Source organism: Sphingomonas trueperi (assembly GCF_011927635.1).
In the GTDB taxonomy this organism is placed as follows: domain Bacteria; phylum Pseudomonadota; class Alphaproteobacteria; order Sphingomonadales; family Sphingomonadaceae; genus Sphingomonas; species Sphingomonas trueperi.
This window is the reverse complement of record NZ_JAATJB010000004.1, coordinates 167,852-181,744: the sequence shown is the minus strand read 5'-3', so window position 1 is coordinate 181,744 and position 13,893 is coordinate 167,852. Positions and strand designations below refer to the sequence as shown.

General features: G+C 68.5%; 15 protein-coding genes. 3 read left to right on the top strand and 12 right to left on the bottom strand.

The genetic code is table 11. The annotated features are described in order from the left end of the window. Positions 1-85 precede the first annotated feature (85 nt). Positions 86-1,411 carry a carbohydrate porin gene (locus GGR89_RS08680; RefSeq protein WP_125976144.1) on the top strand — a complete coding sequence of 442 codons (1,326 nt, stop codon included), beginning with the start codon at positions 86-88 and terminating at the stop codon, positions 1,409-1,411. Between the two features lie 184 nt (positions 1,412-1,595). Here GGR89_RS08680 and GGR89_RS08675 read toward each other — a convergent pair whose 3' ends face one another. The 10 genes from GGR89_RS08675 to GGR89_RS08630 all read right to left on the bottom strand — a co-directional run bounded on the left by GGR89_RS08675 (position 1,596) and on the right by GGR89_RS08630 (position 8,905). Next, a complete protein-coding gene (locus GGR89_RS08675) occupies positions 1,596-2,360 on the bottom strand; it encodes a phosphoadenylyl-sulfate reductase (protein ID WP_125976146.1) in 765 nt (254 codons plus the stop codon). Beyond that, positions 2,353-2,778 carry a DUF934 domain-containing protein gene (locus GGR89_RS08670; RefSeq protein ID WP_125976148.1) on the bottom strand — a complete coding sequence of 142 codons (426 nt, stop codon included), beginning with the start codon at positions 2,776-2,778 and terminating at the stop codon, positions 2,353-2,355. The genes GGR89_RS08675 and GGR89_RS08670 overlap by 8 nt, the downstream gene beginning before the upstream one ends. After that, positions 2,771-4,405, bottom strand: a complete 1,635-nt coding sequence (locus tag GGR89_RS08665; protein ID WP_125976150.1) for a nitrite/sulfite reductase — start codon at positions 4,403-4,405, stop codon at positions 2,771-2,773. The genes GGR89_RS08670 and GGR89_RS08665 overlap by 8 nt, the downstream gene beginning before the upstream one ends. 3 nt (positions 4,406-4,408) lie before the next feature. After that, complete coding sequence (locus GGR89_RS08660) at positions 4,409-4,705, bottom strand: DUF2849 domain-containing protein (protein WP_125976152.1); 297 nt, start codon at positions 4,703-4,705, stop codon at positions 4,409-4,411. Further along, the gene (cobA, locus tag GGR89_RS08655) at positions 4,702-5,499 is read right to left on the bottom strand and encodes a uroporphyrinogen-III C-methyltransferase (protein WP_125976154.1); all 798 of its coding nucleotides are present in this window, start codon (positions 5,497-5,499) and stop codon (positions 4,702-4,704) included. Before cobA ends, GGR89_RS08660 begins: the two co-directional genes overlap by 4 nt. A gap of 83 nt (positions 5,500-5,582) precedes the next feature. After that, the gene (gene moaC / locus GGR89_RS08650; protein ID WP_125976156.1) at positions 5,583-6,056 is read right to left on the bottom strand and encodes a cyclic pyranopterin monophosphate synthase MoaC; all 474 of its coding nucleotides are present in this window, start codon (positions 6,054-6,056) and stop codon (positions 5,583-5,585) included. Next, on the bottom strand, positions 6,053-6,823 hold the full coding sequence (gene trpC, locus GGR89_RS08645) for an indole-3-glycerol phosphate synthase TrpC (RefSeq protein WP_125976158.1): 771 nt from the start codon (positions 6,821-6,823) through the stop codon (positions 6,053-6,055). Before trpC ends, moaC begins: the two co-directional genes overlap by 4 nt. Then, positions 6,820-7,815: an anthranilate phosphoribosyltransferase gene (gene trpD, locus GGR89_RS08640; protein ID WP_125976160.1), complete on the bottom strand. Its 996-nt coding sequence runs from the start codon at positions 7,813-7,815 to the stop codon at positions 6,820-6,822. Before trpD ends, trpC begins: the two co-directional genes overlap by 4 nt. 55 nt (positions 7,816-7,870) lie before the next feature. Beyond that, entirely contained in the window at positions 7,871-8,275 is a 405-nt protein-coding gene (locus GGR89_RS08635; RefSeq protein WP_125976161.1) for a hypothetical protein, read from the bottom strand. A 45-nt stretch (positions 8,276-8,320) separates the two neighbouring features. Further along, complete coding sequence (locus GGR89_RS08630) at positions 8,321-8,905, bottom strand: anthranilate synthase component II (protein WP_125976163.1); 585 nt, start codon at positions 8,903-8,905, stop codon at positions 8,321-8,323. A 129-nt stretch (positions 8,906-9,034) separates the two neighbouring features. On the opposite strand from GGR89_RS08630, the gene GGR89_RS08625 reads away from it, so the two are divergent. Next, positions 9,035-9,430, top strand: coding sequence for a hypothetical protein (locus GGR89_RS08625; RefSeq protein ID WP_125976229.1), 396 nt, complete (start codon positions 9,035-9,037; stop codon positions 9,428-9,430). Between the two features lie 163 nt (positions 9,431-9,593). Here the strand turns inward: GGR89_RS08625 and GGR89_RS08620 are convergent, their stop codons facing one another. Then, positions 9,594-11,081, bottom strand: coding sequence for an anthranilate synthase component I family protein (locus GGR89_RS08620; RefSeq protein ID WP_125976165.1), 1,488 nt, complete (start codon positions 11,079-11,081; stop codon positions 9,594-9,596). Continuing rightward, positions 11,078-13,018: a peptidylprolyl isomerase gene (locus GGR89_RS08615; protein WP_125976167.1), complete on the bottom strand. Its 1,941-nt coding sequence runs from the start codon at positions 13,016-13,018 to the stop codon at positions 11,078-11,080. The genes GGR89_RS08620 and GGR89_RS08615 overlap by 4 nt, the downstream gene beginning before the upstream one ends. 118 nt (positions 13,019-13,136) lie before the next feature. Here GGR89_RS08615 and tpiA point away from each other — a divergent pair, with 118 nt between their 5' ends. Continuing rightward, the gene (tpiA, locus tag GGR89_RS08610; RefSeq protein ID WP_125976169.1) at positions 13,137-13,892 is read left to right on the top strand and encodes a triose-phosphate isomerase; all 756 of its coding nucleotides are present in this window, start codon (positions 13,137-13,139) and stop codon (positions 13,890-13,892) included. Position 13,893: the final 1 nt, after the last annotated feature.

The window sequence follows — 13,893 nt, the reverse complement described above, 5'->3', positions numbered from 1 at the left end:
GCGCCATCGCGACCGAGGCTCCGGCCTAGGCTATAGGGGCGCCGCCGTCGAGTCGGGCGGCCGTTCCCCTTCCAGGATGCACGTCATGGTTTCTGTGTTCCCCAAGTCGGCCGCCGCCGCGGCTGCGCTGTTCTTCCTGCTCCCGGTCGCAGCGCAGGCGCAGGACACGGGCGACCCGCAGGCCTTTGCGGTGCACGGCCAGGCGACGATGGTGGTGCAGGGCGTGGGCGGCTTCGACGATCCCTATCGCGGGCCGAACAGCCTGACGCCCGAGCAGGTGCGCGAGACGATCGACGTGACGCTCTATGCCGGGGTGCGGCCCTGGGCGGGCGGCGAACTGTGGGTGAACCCGGAGATCGACCAGGGCTTCGGCCTCTCGAACACGCTGGGCGTGGCGGGCTTTCCCAGCGCCGAGGCCTACAAGGTCGGCAAGGACGAGCCCTATCTGCGGCTCCAGCGGCTGTTCTTCCGCCAGACGATCGGGCTGGACGGCGAGGCGAGCGCGGTGGCGCCGGCGATGAACGTGCTGGGCGGCACCCAGGCGGCGAACCGGCTAGTGCTGACGCTCGGCAAGTTCGGTATCGGCGACGTGTTCGATACCAACCGCTATGCGCATGATCCGCGGAGCGACTTCCTCAACTGGTCGGCGGTGGATACCGGCAGCTTCGACTATGCCGCCGATGCCTGGGGCTATTCGACCGGCGTGGCGACGGAATGGTATCAGGGCGCATGGACACTGCGTGCCGGACTGTTCAACCTCTCGAAGGTGCCCAATGGCGAGACGCTGGAGCGCGACTTCCGACAATATCAGGTCGATATCGAGGTCGAGCATCGCCACCTGCTCGGCGGCCAGCCCGGCGCGATCCGCATCACCGCCTTCCGCAATCGCGGGCGCTTCGGGCGGTTCGACGATGCGCTGGCGCTTGGCGCGGCGCAGGGGCAGGCGGCGGACACCTCGCTCGTCCGCCAGCGCACCACCCGCATGGGCGCGGACGTGAACGTCGAGCAGGCGGTGACCTCGACGCTGGGGCTGTTCGCGCGCGCAGGGTTCGCCGACGGCGCGATCGAGCCCTATGACTTCACCGACATTGATCGCACCGCGCAGCTCGGCACATCGCTGAACGGCGCGGGCTGGGGGCGCACGAACGACCGCATCGGGCTGGTCGGCATCGTCAACGGCATCTCGCGCGACCATCAGCGCTATCTCGATGCTGGTGGGCTGGGCGTGCTGGTCGGCGACGGCAAGCTGCCGCACCCGGGCAGCGAGGCCATCGCCGAGGCCTATTATGACTGGCAGCCGCGCAAGGGATTCGACGTGACGTTCGATTATCAGTTCGTCGCCAATCCCGGTTACAATCGCGATCGCGGCCCGGCGAACGTGCTGGCGCTGCGGCTGCACGGCGGGTTCTGAGGCGAGATCGAACACGTTGCACAAATAAGAACCTATCGCTGCTCCCAAATCGTCACCCCGGCGAAAGCCGGGGTCCATTGCGGTCTCGCTATCGGCGCTTGCTGAGACGGAGGGCTGAATGGATCCCGGCTTCCGCCGGGATGACTGGATGAGGCAGGATCAAACCGCGCCAACACCTCCGGTATTAGAACACCGGCTGGTTGGCGTCGTCGTCGCTGGTCGGCGTGTGGATGCCGCACTCGGTCTTGTCCCAGCCGCGCCAGCGGCCGGCGCGGGGGTCTTCGCCGGGCTTGACCTTGCTGGTGCACGGCGCGCAGCCGATCGAGGGGTAGCCTTGTGCTACCAGCGGATGCACCGGCAGGTCGTGCGCGGTGAAATAGGTGTCGAGATCGGCCTTGGTCCAGTCCGCCAGCGGATTGATCTTGAGCCGGTCGCCGTCGAGCTCGAAGCGCGGCAGGGCGGTGCGGGTGCTCGCCTGGAACGCCTTGCGTCCGGTGATCGTCGCGTCGAAGCCGGCCAGGCCGGCCTCGAGCGGCAGCACCTTGCGGATTTCGCAGCAGCCGTCCGGATCATAGGACCAGCGAAGCTCGGTGCCGTCGCGCTTGGCCAGCAGCTCGGGGTCGGGGCGGAGGTTGCGGAAGTCGGTCAGGCCGAGCCGCTCGACCAGCAGGTCGCGATAGGCGAGCGTCTCCGGGAAATGCTTGCCGGTATCGAGGAACAGCACCGGCACCGAGCGATCGACGCTGGCGACGAGATGCAGCAGCGCTGCCGACTCCGCGCCGAACGAGGAGACGATCGCCGTCTCGCCGGTCAGCTTCTCGGAAAGCACCGTACGCAGCATCTCCAGCGTGGGCACGCCGAGGAGGCGCGTGTTGAGCCGCACCGCATCCGCCTCGGTGAAGCGGGGCGTCACGTCGATCCGGTCGATCTGGCGCGCGGGTTCAGCCATGGCGCAGTTTCCACACCGGCACGATGGTGTCCGCCGCCGCCTGGTAGCGGACGTCGTAGCGGTCGAGCGCGGCTTCCAGCGTGGCCTCGTCGATCGGCGCATCGGGTGCGAAGCTGTCGAAGCCGCAGCGGCGCATCAGCGGGATCTGGTCGACCAGCACGTCGCCCTGCGCGCGCAGCTCGCCCTTGTACCCTGCCTCGCGCAGAATCCGCGCGGTGGAATAGCCGCGGCCGTCGCGAAAGCTGGGGAAGCTCACCTCGACCAGCGCGATGCGATCGAGATGGGGGAGGAGCGCGCGGGCATCCTCGCCGGACTCGATCCGGACGGCGGTAGCGTTGGACTGGCCGAAGAAGCTGTCGAGCGTGACGGCCGGCTCGTCATGCGCCTCGTCGTCGCGGTAGCGCAGGAACTCAACCATAAATGGCCTCCTTGAACGGTGCCATGCCGATGCGGCGATAGGTGTCGACGAAGCGTTCGCCGGGCGTGCGTTCGCGGACATAGAGGTCCGTCGCACGCTCGATCGCGTCGACCACGCCGTCCTCGCTAAAGCCGGGGCCGGTAATGTCGGCCAGGCTGACATCTTCCGCACCCGAGCCGCCGAGCAGCAGCTGGTAGTTCTCGGTGCCTTTCCGGTCGACGCCGAGGATGCCGATATGGCCGGCATGGTGGTGGCCGCAGGCGTTGATGCAGCCCGAGATCTTGAGCTTCAGCTCGCCGAGATCGCGCTGGCGCGCCGGTTCGGCGAAGCGTTCGCTGATCTTCTGCGCGAGCGGGATCGAGCGGGCATTGGCGAGGCTGCAATAATCGAGCCCCGGGCAGGCGATGATGTCGCTGATCAGGTCGAGATTGGCCTCGGCCAGCCCCGCTTCCCGCAGCGCCTGCCAGACAGTATAGAGGTCCGCCTTACGAACGTGCGGCAGCACGATATTCTGGGCATGGGTGACCCGCAGCTCGTCGAAACTGTATCGTTCGGCGAGATCGGCCATGACGTCGATCTGGTCGGCCGAGGCGTCGCCAGGGATGCCGCCGATCGGCTTGAGGCTGATCGTGACGACGGCATAGCCCGGCGCCTGGTGCGCGTGGACGTTTTGGTCGAGCCAGACGGCGAAATCCGGGTCGCTCCGATCCACGGTGTCGGGAGCATCGGCTTCGAACGCCGGCGGCGCGAAATGCGCGGCGATGCGGTCGAACTCGGCCTGGGGCGGATCGATGCCAAGAGCCTTCACCGCCTGGAACTCCTCCTCCACCTGGCGTGCATATTCCTCGGCCCCCAGCGCATGGATGAGAATCTTGATCCGTGCCTTGTAGATATTGTCGCGCCGACCATGGCGATTGTAGACGCGCAGGCACGCCTCCAGATAGCTGACGAAGTCGGCGAAGGGTACGAACTCCTTGATCAGCGAGGCGATCATCGGGGTGCGTCCCATGCCGCCACCGGCATAGATGCGCGCGCCGAGTTCGCCCGCGTCGTTGCGGACGATCTGGATGCCGATGTCGTGCAGCCGCATCGCCGCGCGATCGGTATCGCTGGCGATCACCGCGATCTTGAACTTGCGCGGCAGGTAGCTGAACTCCGGATGGAACGTGCTCCACTGGCGGAGCAGCTCGGCCCAGGGGCGCGGATCGGTGATCTCGTCGGCGGCGGCGCCGGCAAACTGGTCCGAGCTGATGTTGCGGATGCAGTTGCCGCTGGTCTGGATGGCATGCATCTCCACCGTCGCCAGCTCGGCGAGGATGTCGGGCGCGTCCTCCAGCTTGATCCAGTTGTACTGGAGGTTCTGGCGGGTGGTGAAGTGCCCATAGCCGCGGTCGTACTTGCGGGCGATGTGCGCGAGCAGGTGCATCTGGCGGCTGTTCAGCGTGCCATAGGGCACAGCCACGCGCAGCATATAGGCGTGCAGCTGGAGGTAGAGCCCGTTCATCAGCCGGAGCGGCTTGAACTGGTCCTCGGTCATGTGGCCGGCGAGGCGGCGCTGGACCTGGTCGCGGAATTCCTCGACGCGCGCGGCGACGATTCCGGCGTCATATTCGTCATACTTGTACATGGTTCAGATCACCCAGCTGCCGGCCTGCGGGTCGGCGGGCTTGAGGGTCAGGTCCGGGCGCACGGTGGGGCCGAGCGCGCGGATGCGGTCCTTGATGTGGGCGGGGCGGGGGCCTTCGGGGGTCGCCTCCGCATCGATCACATAGGGCACGTTGACCCGGCGCGCGGCCTCCTCGGTCGCGGCGAGCACGTCGCCCTTGTCGCCCACGTCGACGGCTTCGGCGAGGTGGCGCGACCAGCTTTCGCCGGTCCACCAGACCACGTCGCCGGTCGAAAGATCGTTGCCCGTCAGCAGCTTCATGCCTGGTCTTCCCCCAGAGTCTCGGCAGTGCGCGCCCAGCGGGCGAGCTTGTCCTCGGCGTCGGCGAGCAATGTCACCTCGCCGACGACGATGATCGCGGGGCTCTGCACATTCTCGCGCTCGACCATCGGGCCGAGATCGGCGAGCAGGGTGCGGATCGCGCGGTGGCCCTCCAGCGTGGCACGCTCCAGCACCGCGACCGGCATGTCGGGCGCAACGCCGTCGGCCATCAGCTTGTCGGCGATCGCCGAGGCGGTGGCGACGCCCATATAGATCACCAGCGTGCGGCCCTTGCCGGCGAGGCCCGACCAGTTCTGGTCGGTCAGCCCCTTGCACTGGCCGGCGACGAAGCTGACCGCGCTCGACCAGTCGCGATGGGTGAGCGGCAGCATTGCCTCGGCGGCGGCACCAAGTGCTGCGGAGACGCCGGGGATCACTTCCACCGGCAGCCCGGCTTCGCACACGGCCTCCACTTCCTCGCCGCCACGGCCGAAGATGAACGGGTCGCCGCCCTTGAGCCGGACGACGACCGCGCCGGTCTTCACATGCGCGACGATCAGCGCGTTGATCGATTCCTGTGGAAGCGTGTGCTTCGAGCGGCGCTTGGCGACCGAGATGCGGTGTGCCTGGGGGGCGAGATCGAGCACGCGATCGTCGACCAGCCCGTCATGGACGAGCACGTCGCAGATCTTCAGCGCCTCGACGGCACGAACGGTGAGCAGGCCGGGGTCGCCGGGACCCGCGCCGACGAGGATCACGCGGCCGCGGGAGTTGGGGTCGAGAAGCGTTGCCATGGTGCCGCACATGGCCCGGTGGCCGCTGCGGGGCAATGGAGGATCGGTTTGGGGCGGCTAAGGGATTCTTTGCCGCCCGCGTCTCAGCCTTCCGCGCGCCAGTCGCCGGACTTGCCGCCGGTCTTGGTCAGCAGGCGGATGTCGCCGAGCACCATGCCCTTATCCAGCGCCTTGGCCATGTCGTAGAGCGTGAGCAGTGTCACCGAGACGGCGGTGAGCGCTTCCATCTCCACGCCCGTCTTGCCCTCGGTCGCGGCGGTTGCGGTGGCGGTTACGCCGGTCTCGTCGAGATCGAGGTCGATCGCGACGCGGGTGAGGGGCAGGGGGTGGCAGAGCGGGATCAGCTCGGAGGTCTTCTTCGCCGCCATGATGCCGGCGATGCGCGCGGTGGCGAGCACGTCGCCCTTCTTCACACTGCCGTCGCGGATCGCCGCGGCGGCCTCCGCCGACATGGTGATGCGGCCGCGCGCCACCGCCTCGCGCGCGGTGACCGCCTTGCCGCCGACATCGACCATGTGCGCCGCGCCGCTTTCGTCGAGATGGGTGAGCCCGCTCATCCGACCAGCGCCCGCGTCGCCGCCTCGACATCGGCCTGCCGCATAAGCGACTCGCCGATCAGGAAGCAGCGTATGTCGTGCTCGGCCATCGCGTCGAGATCGGCGCGATTGTTGAGGCCGGACTCCGCTACGAAGGTGCAGTCCTTGGGGGCATGGCGGACGAGGTCGTACGTCTTCTGTACATCGACCTCGAAGGTCTTGAGATTGCGGTTGTTCACCCCGATCAGCCGCGACTTGAGCTTGAGCGCGCGCTCGAGTTCGGCGGCGTCGTGGACCTCGACCAGCGCGTCCATGCCCTGCGCGATCGCCGCCGCCTCGATCTCGGCCATCTGGCCGTCGTCGAGCGCGGAGACGATGATCAGGATCGCATCGGCGCCGATCGCGCGCGACTCCTCGACTTGCCAGGGGTCGATCAGGAAGTCCTTGCGGATGACCGGCAGATCGCAGGCGGCGCGGGCGGCGATCAGATAGTCCTCGTGCCCCTGGAAATAGTCGTGGTCGGTGAGCACCGACAGGCACGCGGCGCCGCCAGCGGCATAGGCGCGAGCATGGGCGGGCGGATCGAAATCGGCGCGGATCAGGCCCTTGGAGGGGCTGGCCTTCTTGATCTCGGCGATCAGGCCATAGCCCCCCGCCGCTGCGCGCGCATCGAGCGCCGCCTTGAAGCCGCGTGGTGCGGTGGGCGCGGGCCAAGCGCGGGGGCTTGCCTTGCGGGCGGCGACTTCGGTGCGCTTGGTGGCGATGATCGTGTCGAGAATGGTTCTCATGCGAAGGCGATCCAGCAGTCGAGCAGCGCGTTGGCAAGCCCGTTGTCGAGCATCTCGGCGGCTTCCTCCACCCCGTCCCGAAGGTCATCGGCGCGACCCGCGACCATCAGTGCGGCGGCCGCGTTGAGCAGCACCGCGTCGCGATAGGCGCCGTGCTCGCCCTGCAGCAGACGGCGCAGGGCGAGGGCGTTGTATTCGGGATCGCCGCCGCGAATGGCGGAAAGCGGACGGCGGGGCAGGCCGGCGTCCTCGGGGGTGATCCGCGTGGGCAGCTTGGCGCGGCCGACATTGACGACGACGCTCGCCGCTTCGGTGGACAGTTCGTCCAGCGCATCCTCGCCGGAGACGATTGCCGCCGCCTCGACGCCGAGCTGCTCCAGCGCCTCGGCATAGACCGGCGCATAATCGGGCCGGGCGATGCCGATCAGCTGGTGCCGGACATGCGCGGGGTTCGCCAGCGGACCCATCAAATTGAAGATCGTCCGCCGCCCGATCCGTCGCCGGATCGGCGCGATGCGGCCCAGCGACGGGTGGTGGTGCTGGGCGAACAGGAAGGCGATGCCGATTTCGTTCAGGCTTTCCTCAGCGCGCGCCGCGGCGCGGTCGAGGTTCAACCCCAGCGCCTCCAGCGTATCCGCGGCACCCGCCTTGGACGAGGCGGCGCGGTTGCCGTGCTTGGCCACCGGCACCCCGGCTGCAGCCACGACCAGGCTGACGGCGGTGGAGACGTTGAGCGTGTGGTGCCCGTCGCCGCCGGTGCCGCATACGTCGATCGCCCCCTCGGGCGCCGTCACGGGGATCAGCCGGTTGCGCAGCGCACGCGCGGCCTCGGCGATCTCGATGCTGGTCTCGCCGCGCACGGAAAGCGCGATGAGGAAGGCCTCGATCTCCACCTCGGGCGCGGTGCCGTCGAGAATGTCGGCGAACGCCTGCGCCGCGGTTTCGCGGGCAAGCGGGGAGGACGGATCGGGAAGCAGGCTCAGGCTGGTCACGCCGCCTCTATTCCGGGGCGCGGCCAGCCTGTCGAGCAAATCCTGCTTGGGGGGCTTAGTTGCTCTTCTTAGGCTTGGTGTAGGGCACGAACTCGCCGAGAGAGACGAAGCCCCGGGGAAAGAAGGAATTGCGGTCGATCAGCCGCACCGTGTCGATGCTGCACAGCTGCGACCCGAAGGTGTTGGTCACCAGAATCGAGTTGTCGTCCAGCTGATCGGCACCGCCGCGCGGCTGGTTGACATAGAGCGTGTTGCCGACGGTGTAGACGATCGCCTTGCCGTCGATGATCTGGCTGGCGCCGGTACGGACCAGGCTGATGCAGTCCACCGGCTTGCCCGCGACTCGGCCGGCGAGCAGCTTGGCGAGCTGCTGTTCCGGCGTATCGCGGTGGCGGGCGTTGGCGACAGGTGCCGCAAGCAGCGCGGCACCGGCGAGCAGGGAGGCGAGGATCGGTTTCATGGCAATTCTCCTAGCGCATCTGCGATGAACCGAGGCTGAAGCAGGTCAGGCGGTGGCAGTCGCCTCGATGCCGGCCAGCCGCAGGAAATTCGCGAGCATCGCGTGGCCGTGCTCGGTAGCGATGCTTTCGGGATGGAATTGCACGCTGTGGATCGGCAGCGACGCGTGCCGAAAGCCCATCACCGATCCGTCCTCGGCGGTGGCGTTGACCACCAGGCTGTCGGGAATGTCGGTGACGATCAGCGAGTGATAGCGCGTGGCTGTGAAGGGCGAGGGCAGATCGGTGAACAGCCCGGTGCCGTCATGGGTGACCGGCGATGTCTTGCCGTGCATCAGCCCGCCGCGCACCACCTTGCCGCCGAAATGCTGGCCGATCGACTGGTGCCCCAGGCAGACGCCGAGCAGCGGCTTGCCGAGATCGGCGCAGGCGGCGACCAGATCGAGGCTGATCCCGGCTTCGTTCGGCGTGCACGGGCCGGGGGAAATCAGGAAGCCCTGCGCGTTGCTGGCGATCGCCTCGTTGGGGGTCAGCGCGTCGTTGCGCACCACCTGCACCTCCACCCCCAATTCCATCAGATAATGGACGAGGTTCCAGGTGAAGCTATCGTAATTGTCGAGCACGAGGATCATGGGCGCAGACCTAGGCGCTCCCGCGCGCTTACACAATCCGGCCTTGCGGGTGCCACAGTGCGGCGGCACCGCTGGCGGGGCAGGGACGTTGTGTCGCCTTCCAGGAGTATCCTCATGCTTGCCCGTTTGATGCTTGCCACCGCCCTGCTCGCCGCACCGGCGTATGCCCAGACCCAGGACCAGACGGCGCAGGACGGCCCGCCCAAGCGGGTGCGCAGCATCCTGCTCTATGGGGAGGAGAGCTGTCCCAAGCCGGCCAACCCCGACGAGATCGTCGTCTGTTCGAATGCGGGCGACTCGCCCTATCGCATCCCCAAGCGCTTCCGCGACCAGCCCAAGGAAGATGCACCCTCGACCAGCTGGTCCCGTCGCATGGAAGTGGTGGAAGAAGTCAACCGCGCGGGACTTCCCAACAGCTGCTCTGCCATCGGCACCGGCGGCCAGACGGGCTGCAGCCGCCAGGCGCTGCAGCAATGGTATCAGGAGAAGCTCGACCGCGAAGTGAAGGGCTCGCGCGTGCCCTGATCGGGCGCCCTGATTGCTCTTCACAGGCCGTCATCCCGGCGAACGCCGGGATCCATTGATGCCTCCGTTTCGGCTCCTGCTGCAGCCGAGAGGCGACTGGATCCCGGCTTCCGCCGGGATGACGATTGTGGTGATTAGCCGCGGAGGTCAGGCGGGGTCCGGCCTATTGGCCGAAGCCCGCCTCGCCGGCCCGCGCGATCGCCTCGCGCGCGGCGGCGAACAATGCCCCGGACTTGGCCTCGCATTCGCGCTGCTCATAGGCCGGATCGGAGTCGGCGACGATGCCGGCGCCCGCCTGCACGTGCATCACTCCGTCCTTCACCAGCGCGGTGCGGAGCACGATGCACGAATCCATCGAGCCGTCGGGCGAGAAATAGCCGACGCCGCCCGCATAGGGCCCACGCGTCTCCGCCTCCAGCTCGGCGATGATCTCGCAGGCGCGCACCTTCGGAGCGCCGCTCACGGTTCCCGCCGGGAAGCCGGCGAACAGCGCGTCGATCGCATCGGCGTCCTTGCGTAGCCTGCCCACCACGTTCGACACGATGTGCATCACATGGCTGTAGAACTCGACCGTATAGCTGTCCGTCACCTTGACCGTGCCGGGCGCAGCGGCGCGGCCGACATCGTTGCGGCCGAGATCGAGCAGCATCAGATGCTCGGCGCGCTCCTTCGGATCGGCGAGCAGCGAGGCGCGGTTGGCCTCGTCCTCGGCGGCGGTGCGGCCGCGCGGGCGGGTGCCGGCGATCGGGCGGATGGTGATTTCGCCGTCGCGGGCGCGGACCAGGATTTCCGGGCTCGACCCGGTGAGCGCGAAGCCCGGCAGGTCGAGATGGTAGAGGAAGGGCGAGGGGTTGATCCGCCGCAGCGCGCGGTAGAGCTCGAACGGCGGCAGCGGGAAGGGTGCGGTGAAGCGCTGGGCCAGCACCACCTGGAAGATGTCGCCTGCCGCGATATACTCCTTCGCCGCGGCGACCATTGCGCCATAGCGGCCTTCCGGCAGCACCGGGGTCGGCACGATCGGCAGCGGGTGGGCGCGAACGGGTGCCGGCAGTGGCGCGCTGGCGAGCTGCGCGGCGACGGCATCGATGCGCTCGGCTGCGACTGCCGGATCGGCGCCGGGCCAGACGGGCGCGACGAAGAACAGCGTGTCCGCCAGCCGATCGAAGACCAGCAGCACCGTCGGGCGCACGAAGATCATGTCCGGCACGCCGACCGGGCTCTGCGGCGGGCGGGGAAGCTTCTCGACCAGCCCGACCGTTTCGTAGCTGAAATAACCGACGAGGCAGGCGAGCGCGCGCGGCAGCTCGGCCGGCACGTCCATCCGGCAATCGGCGACCAGCGTGCGCAGGGCGGTGAGCGGGTCGTCCGACAGCGGATCGAACCCGTTGCGGTCGGTGAGCCAGTGCCGGTTGATCTCGGCCGTGGTGCCGGTCGCGCGGAACACCAGGTCGGGCGCGAGCCCGATCAGGCTGTGCCGGCCGCGGACCGACCCGCCCTCGACCGACTCCAGCAGGAAGTCGCCCCGACCCGGCTCGATCAGCTTGAGCGCGGCCGCGACCGGTGTCTCGGTATCGGCGACCTGTCGGCGCCAGACCAAGGCGGGCCGGCCGGCGGCGAGCGCGGCACGGGCGGCGTCGATGCCCTGGATCACTGGCCGCCGTTGCGCTGCAGATCGGCGCGGAGGCGGGCGATCGCGGCTTCGTTGCGGCGGACCTTGAGCGCGCTCACCAGAGAGGCGGCGAACTGGCTCTCATATTCCTGCGCGCCCACCTGGCCCAGCGCCTGGGTGATCGACTGCAGCATCTGCGGGCCCTGCGGGTCGCCCGCGATGGACCCCGGCTGGATCGTGTCGACATAGACGACGTAATAGCCGGCGCGGTTCGGCGCCTCGACGAGACGCGCGGTCTTGGCCGGCATGTCGAACGCCATCTGAATGAAATTCTCCTTGCCGCGCAGCTCGCTGCGCTTGAAGTCGAACGGCTTGGGCGGGGCACCCTTGGTCGCACCAGCCTCTGCGAGCGCCTGCGCCATCGGCACGCCCTTCTGCAGCTTGGGCAGCATCGCGGTGGCGGCCGTGCGCGCCTTGGCGAGTGCCTGGTCGAGCAGATAGTCGGCCTTCACCTTGTCGGTGATCTGGGCGAGCGGCCGCGGTGCGGCGGGCACGATCTTGTCGAGCGAGACCAGCGCGAAACCGCCGTCCGGGCCGACGGGCACCACCTGCGGCTCGTCGCCGGCCTGCTCGAAGCCGAAGCCGGCCTTCATCGCCGCCGTGACGGTCGCGTCGGGCTGGTAGGCGGCATTGTCGGGATCGGTGGCGTTGGCGATCAGCGCGGGGCTGCGCACCGTGGTCAGCTTGGCCTTGGCGACGGCTTCGTCGAAGGTCGCGCCGTCACCCACGGCATCCTCGATCGCCTGACGCGAATCGGCGAGCAGCGCGGCGAGCTTGCGCTTGGCGACTTCCTCGGTGAGCTCGGCGCGGACCTGGTCGAGCGTGCGTGCGGCGATCTTCTCGACCTTGCTCACGCGGTAGACGAACCAGGCGCCGCCGAGCTGGACGGGGCCCTGCAGCGCGCTCGCCGGAGCGGCGAAGGCGGCGTCGGCGAAGGGTGCCGAGACCTGCTTGGCGAGGCCGGCCTTGTCGCCGGCGTCGATGGTGCGGGCCTCGAGACCAGCGGCCTTGGCGGCACCGGCGAGGTCACCGCCCTTGGCAGCGGCCGCAACCTTGGCGGCAACCGACTGGCTGATCGCCTGCACTAGCTCGACGCCGCGCTTCTCGCTGGCGGCGTACTTGGCGGAATCCTTCTTGTAGGCGGCGGCGATCTCGGCCTCGGTCGGCGTCGCCTGGCCCTTCAGCGCATCGGGCTGGGCAAGCGCATAGCGGACGATGCGGCGCTCGGGCACCTGATAGCGGCTGCGGTTCTGCGCGTAATAGCCGGCGAGCGTGGTGGCGTCGGGCGCGGGGCCCGGGTCCATCGCCAGCGACTGAACGAAGCCGACGATACCGGTGCGGCGCTCGAGCAGCGTCGCGACATAAGGGGTCACCACGCCGGCGGGGGCAGGGGCGCGCAGCGCGACCGGGCCGACCAGCCAGGCAGCGTAGCGCTGCGTGGTCATGCCTTCGCGGAACACCGCCGGGGTGAGCCGGTTCTGCGCGAGCAACTGCTCGAAGGTCTGCTGGCTGAACTTGCCGTCCATGCCGGCGAACTGCGGGTTGTTGGCGATGTCGGTATCGATCAGCTTCTTGCCGACGGCCATGCCGTTCTGGTTTGCAAATGCTTCCATCGCGGCGGTGTTGACGGCATCGTTCAGCGCGGCCTCGAACCCGCCCTGCGCCAGCACCTGTGCCATCGTGATGTTCTGCCCCTGCGCCTGCGCGTTGCGGACATAGCGCTCCAGTCGATCGCGAACCTGCTGCTCGGTCACCTTCTCGCCGGCCACCGTCGCCAGCGCGCCGCTGCTGCCGGTGATCCCCTGGCGCATGCCGGTGACGTCACTTGCCGCAAAGGCGATCGCGAGCAGGCCCAGGAAGATGAAGACGATGATCAGGCCGTAGCGCGACTTGGTGAAGTTCCGGAAGGCGTTGAGCATGGAGAGCCGTTCGTTCGAGGAATTTGGGCCCGCTTTAGGGCCGGTGTCGCGCGCCTTCAAGCTTGTGCCGCGCGGCGCAATCGGTATCGACTGTGCCGAAACATTCGGGGAGTGATGGATGCGCCGCAAGCTGGTCGCCGGAAACTGGAAGATGCACGGCATGCGGCCGCATCTGCGCGAGATCGACGCGATCGCCGCCGCTGCACGGGCACACCCCCAGGTCGATGCGCTGCTCTGCGTGCCGTACACGCTGATCGCGGCCGCCGCGGACATCGCCCCGGACTTCACGATCGGTGCGCAGGACGTGCACGAAAGCGATCAGGGCGCCCATACCGGCGACATCTCCGCACCGATGCTGGTGGAGGCGGGCGCCAAGGTGGTGATCGTCGGCCATTCCGAGCGCCGCGCCGATCATGCCGAGACCAGCCACCACACCTGGGCCAAGGCAGCCGCTGCGCGTCGCCATGGGCTGAACGTGATCCTCTGCTGCGGCGAGACCGAAGCGGAGCACGATGCAGGCCGCGCCGAGCGCATCGTCCAGTCGCAGATCGAAAAGTCGCTGCCCGACGGCGCCGCACCCGATTGGCTGACCATCGCCTATGAGCCGCGCTGGGCGATCGGCACCGGCAAGACGCCGACGCTGGACGAGATCGCGACGATGCATGCGATCCTGCGCGCCAAGCTGCGCGGGATGATCGGGCCTTCGGCCAACGAGATGCGGATCCTCTATGGCGGCTCGGTGAGCGGCGCCAACGCGGCATCGATCCTGGCGGTCGACGATGTGGATGGCGCGCTGGTCGGCGGGGCGAGCCTGACCGCCGCCAAGTTCGTGCCGATCATCGAAGCGGCGGCGCAAATAGCGACAGGGGATTAAC

Bases quoted from the DNA above. Each gene is read 5' to 3' on its own strand.
- GGR89_RS08680 (WP_125976144.1), top strand. From the start codon at position 86: ATGGTTTCTGTGTTCCCCAAGTCGGCCGCCGCCGCGGCTGCGCTGTTC.
- GGR89_RS08675 (WP_125976146.1), bottom strand. From the start codon at position 2,360: ATGGCTGAACCCGCGCGCCAGATCGACCGGATCGACGTGACGCCCCGC.
- GGR89_RS08670 (WP_125976148.1), bottom strand. From the start codon at position 2,778: ATGGTTGAGTTCCTGCGCTACCGCGACGACGAGGCGCATGACGAGCCG.
- GGR89_RS08665 (WP_125976150.1), bottom strand. From the start codon at position 4,405: ATGTACAAGTATGACGAATATGACGCCGGAATCGTCGCCGCGCGCGTC.
- GGR89_RS08660 (WP_125976152.1), bottom strand. From the start codon at position 4,705: ATGAAGCTGCTGACGGGCAACGATCTTTCGACCGGCGACGTGGTCTGG.
- cobA (WP_125976154.1), bottom strand. From the start codon at position 5,499: ATGGCAACGCTTCTCGACCCCAACTCCCGCGGCCGCGTGATCCTCGTC.
- moaC (WP_125976156.1), bottom strand. From the start codon at position 6,056: ATGAGCGGGCTCACCCATCTCGACGAAAGCGGCGCGGCGCACATGGTC.
- trpC (WP_125976158.1), bottom strand. From the start codon at position 6,823: ATGAGAACCATTCTCGACACGATCATCGCCACCAAGCGCACCGAAGTC.
- GGR89_RS08635 (WP_125976161.1), bottom strand. From the start codon at position 8,275: ATGAAACCGATCCTCGCCTCCCTGCTCGCCGGTGCCGCGCTGCTTGCG.
- GGR89_RS08630 (WP_125976163.1), bottom strand. From the start codon at position 8,905: ATGATCCTCGTGCTCGACAATTACGATAGCTTCACCTGGAACCTCGTC.
- GGR89_RS08625 (WP_125976229.1), top strand. From the start codon at position 9,035: ATGCTTGCCACCGCCCTGCTCGCCGCACCGGCGTATGCCCAGACCCAG.
- GGR89_RS08615 (WP_125976167.1), bottom strand. From the start codon at position 13,018: ATGCTCAACGCCTTCCGGAACTTCACCAAGTCGCGCTACGGCCTGATC.
- tpiA (WP_125976169.1), top strand. From the start codon at position 13,137: ATGCGCCGCAAGCTGGTCGCCGGAAACTGGAAGATGCACGGCATGCGG.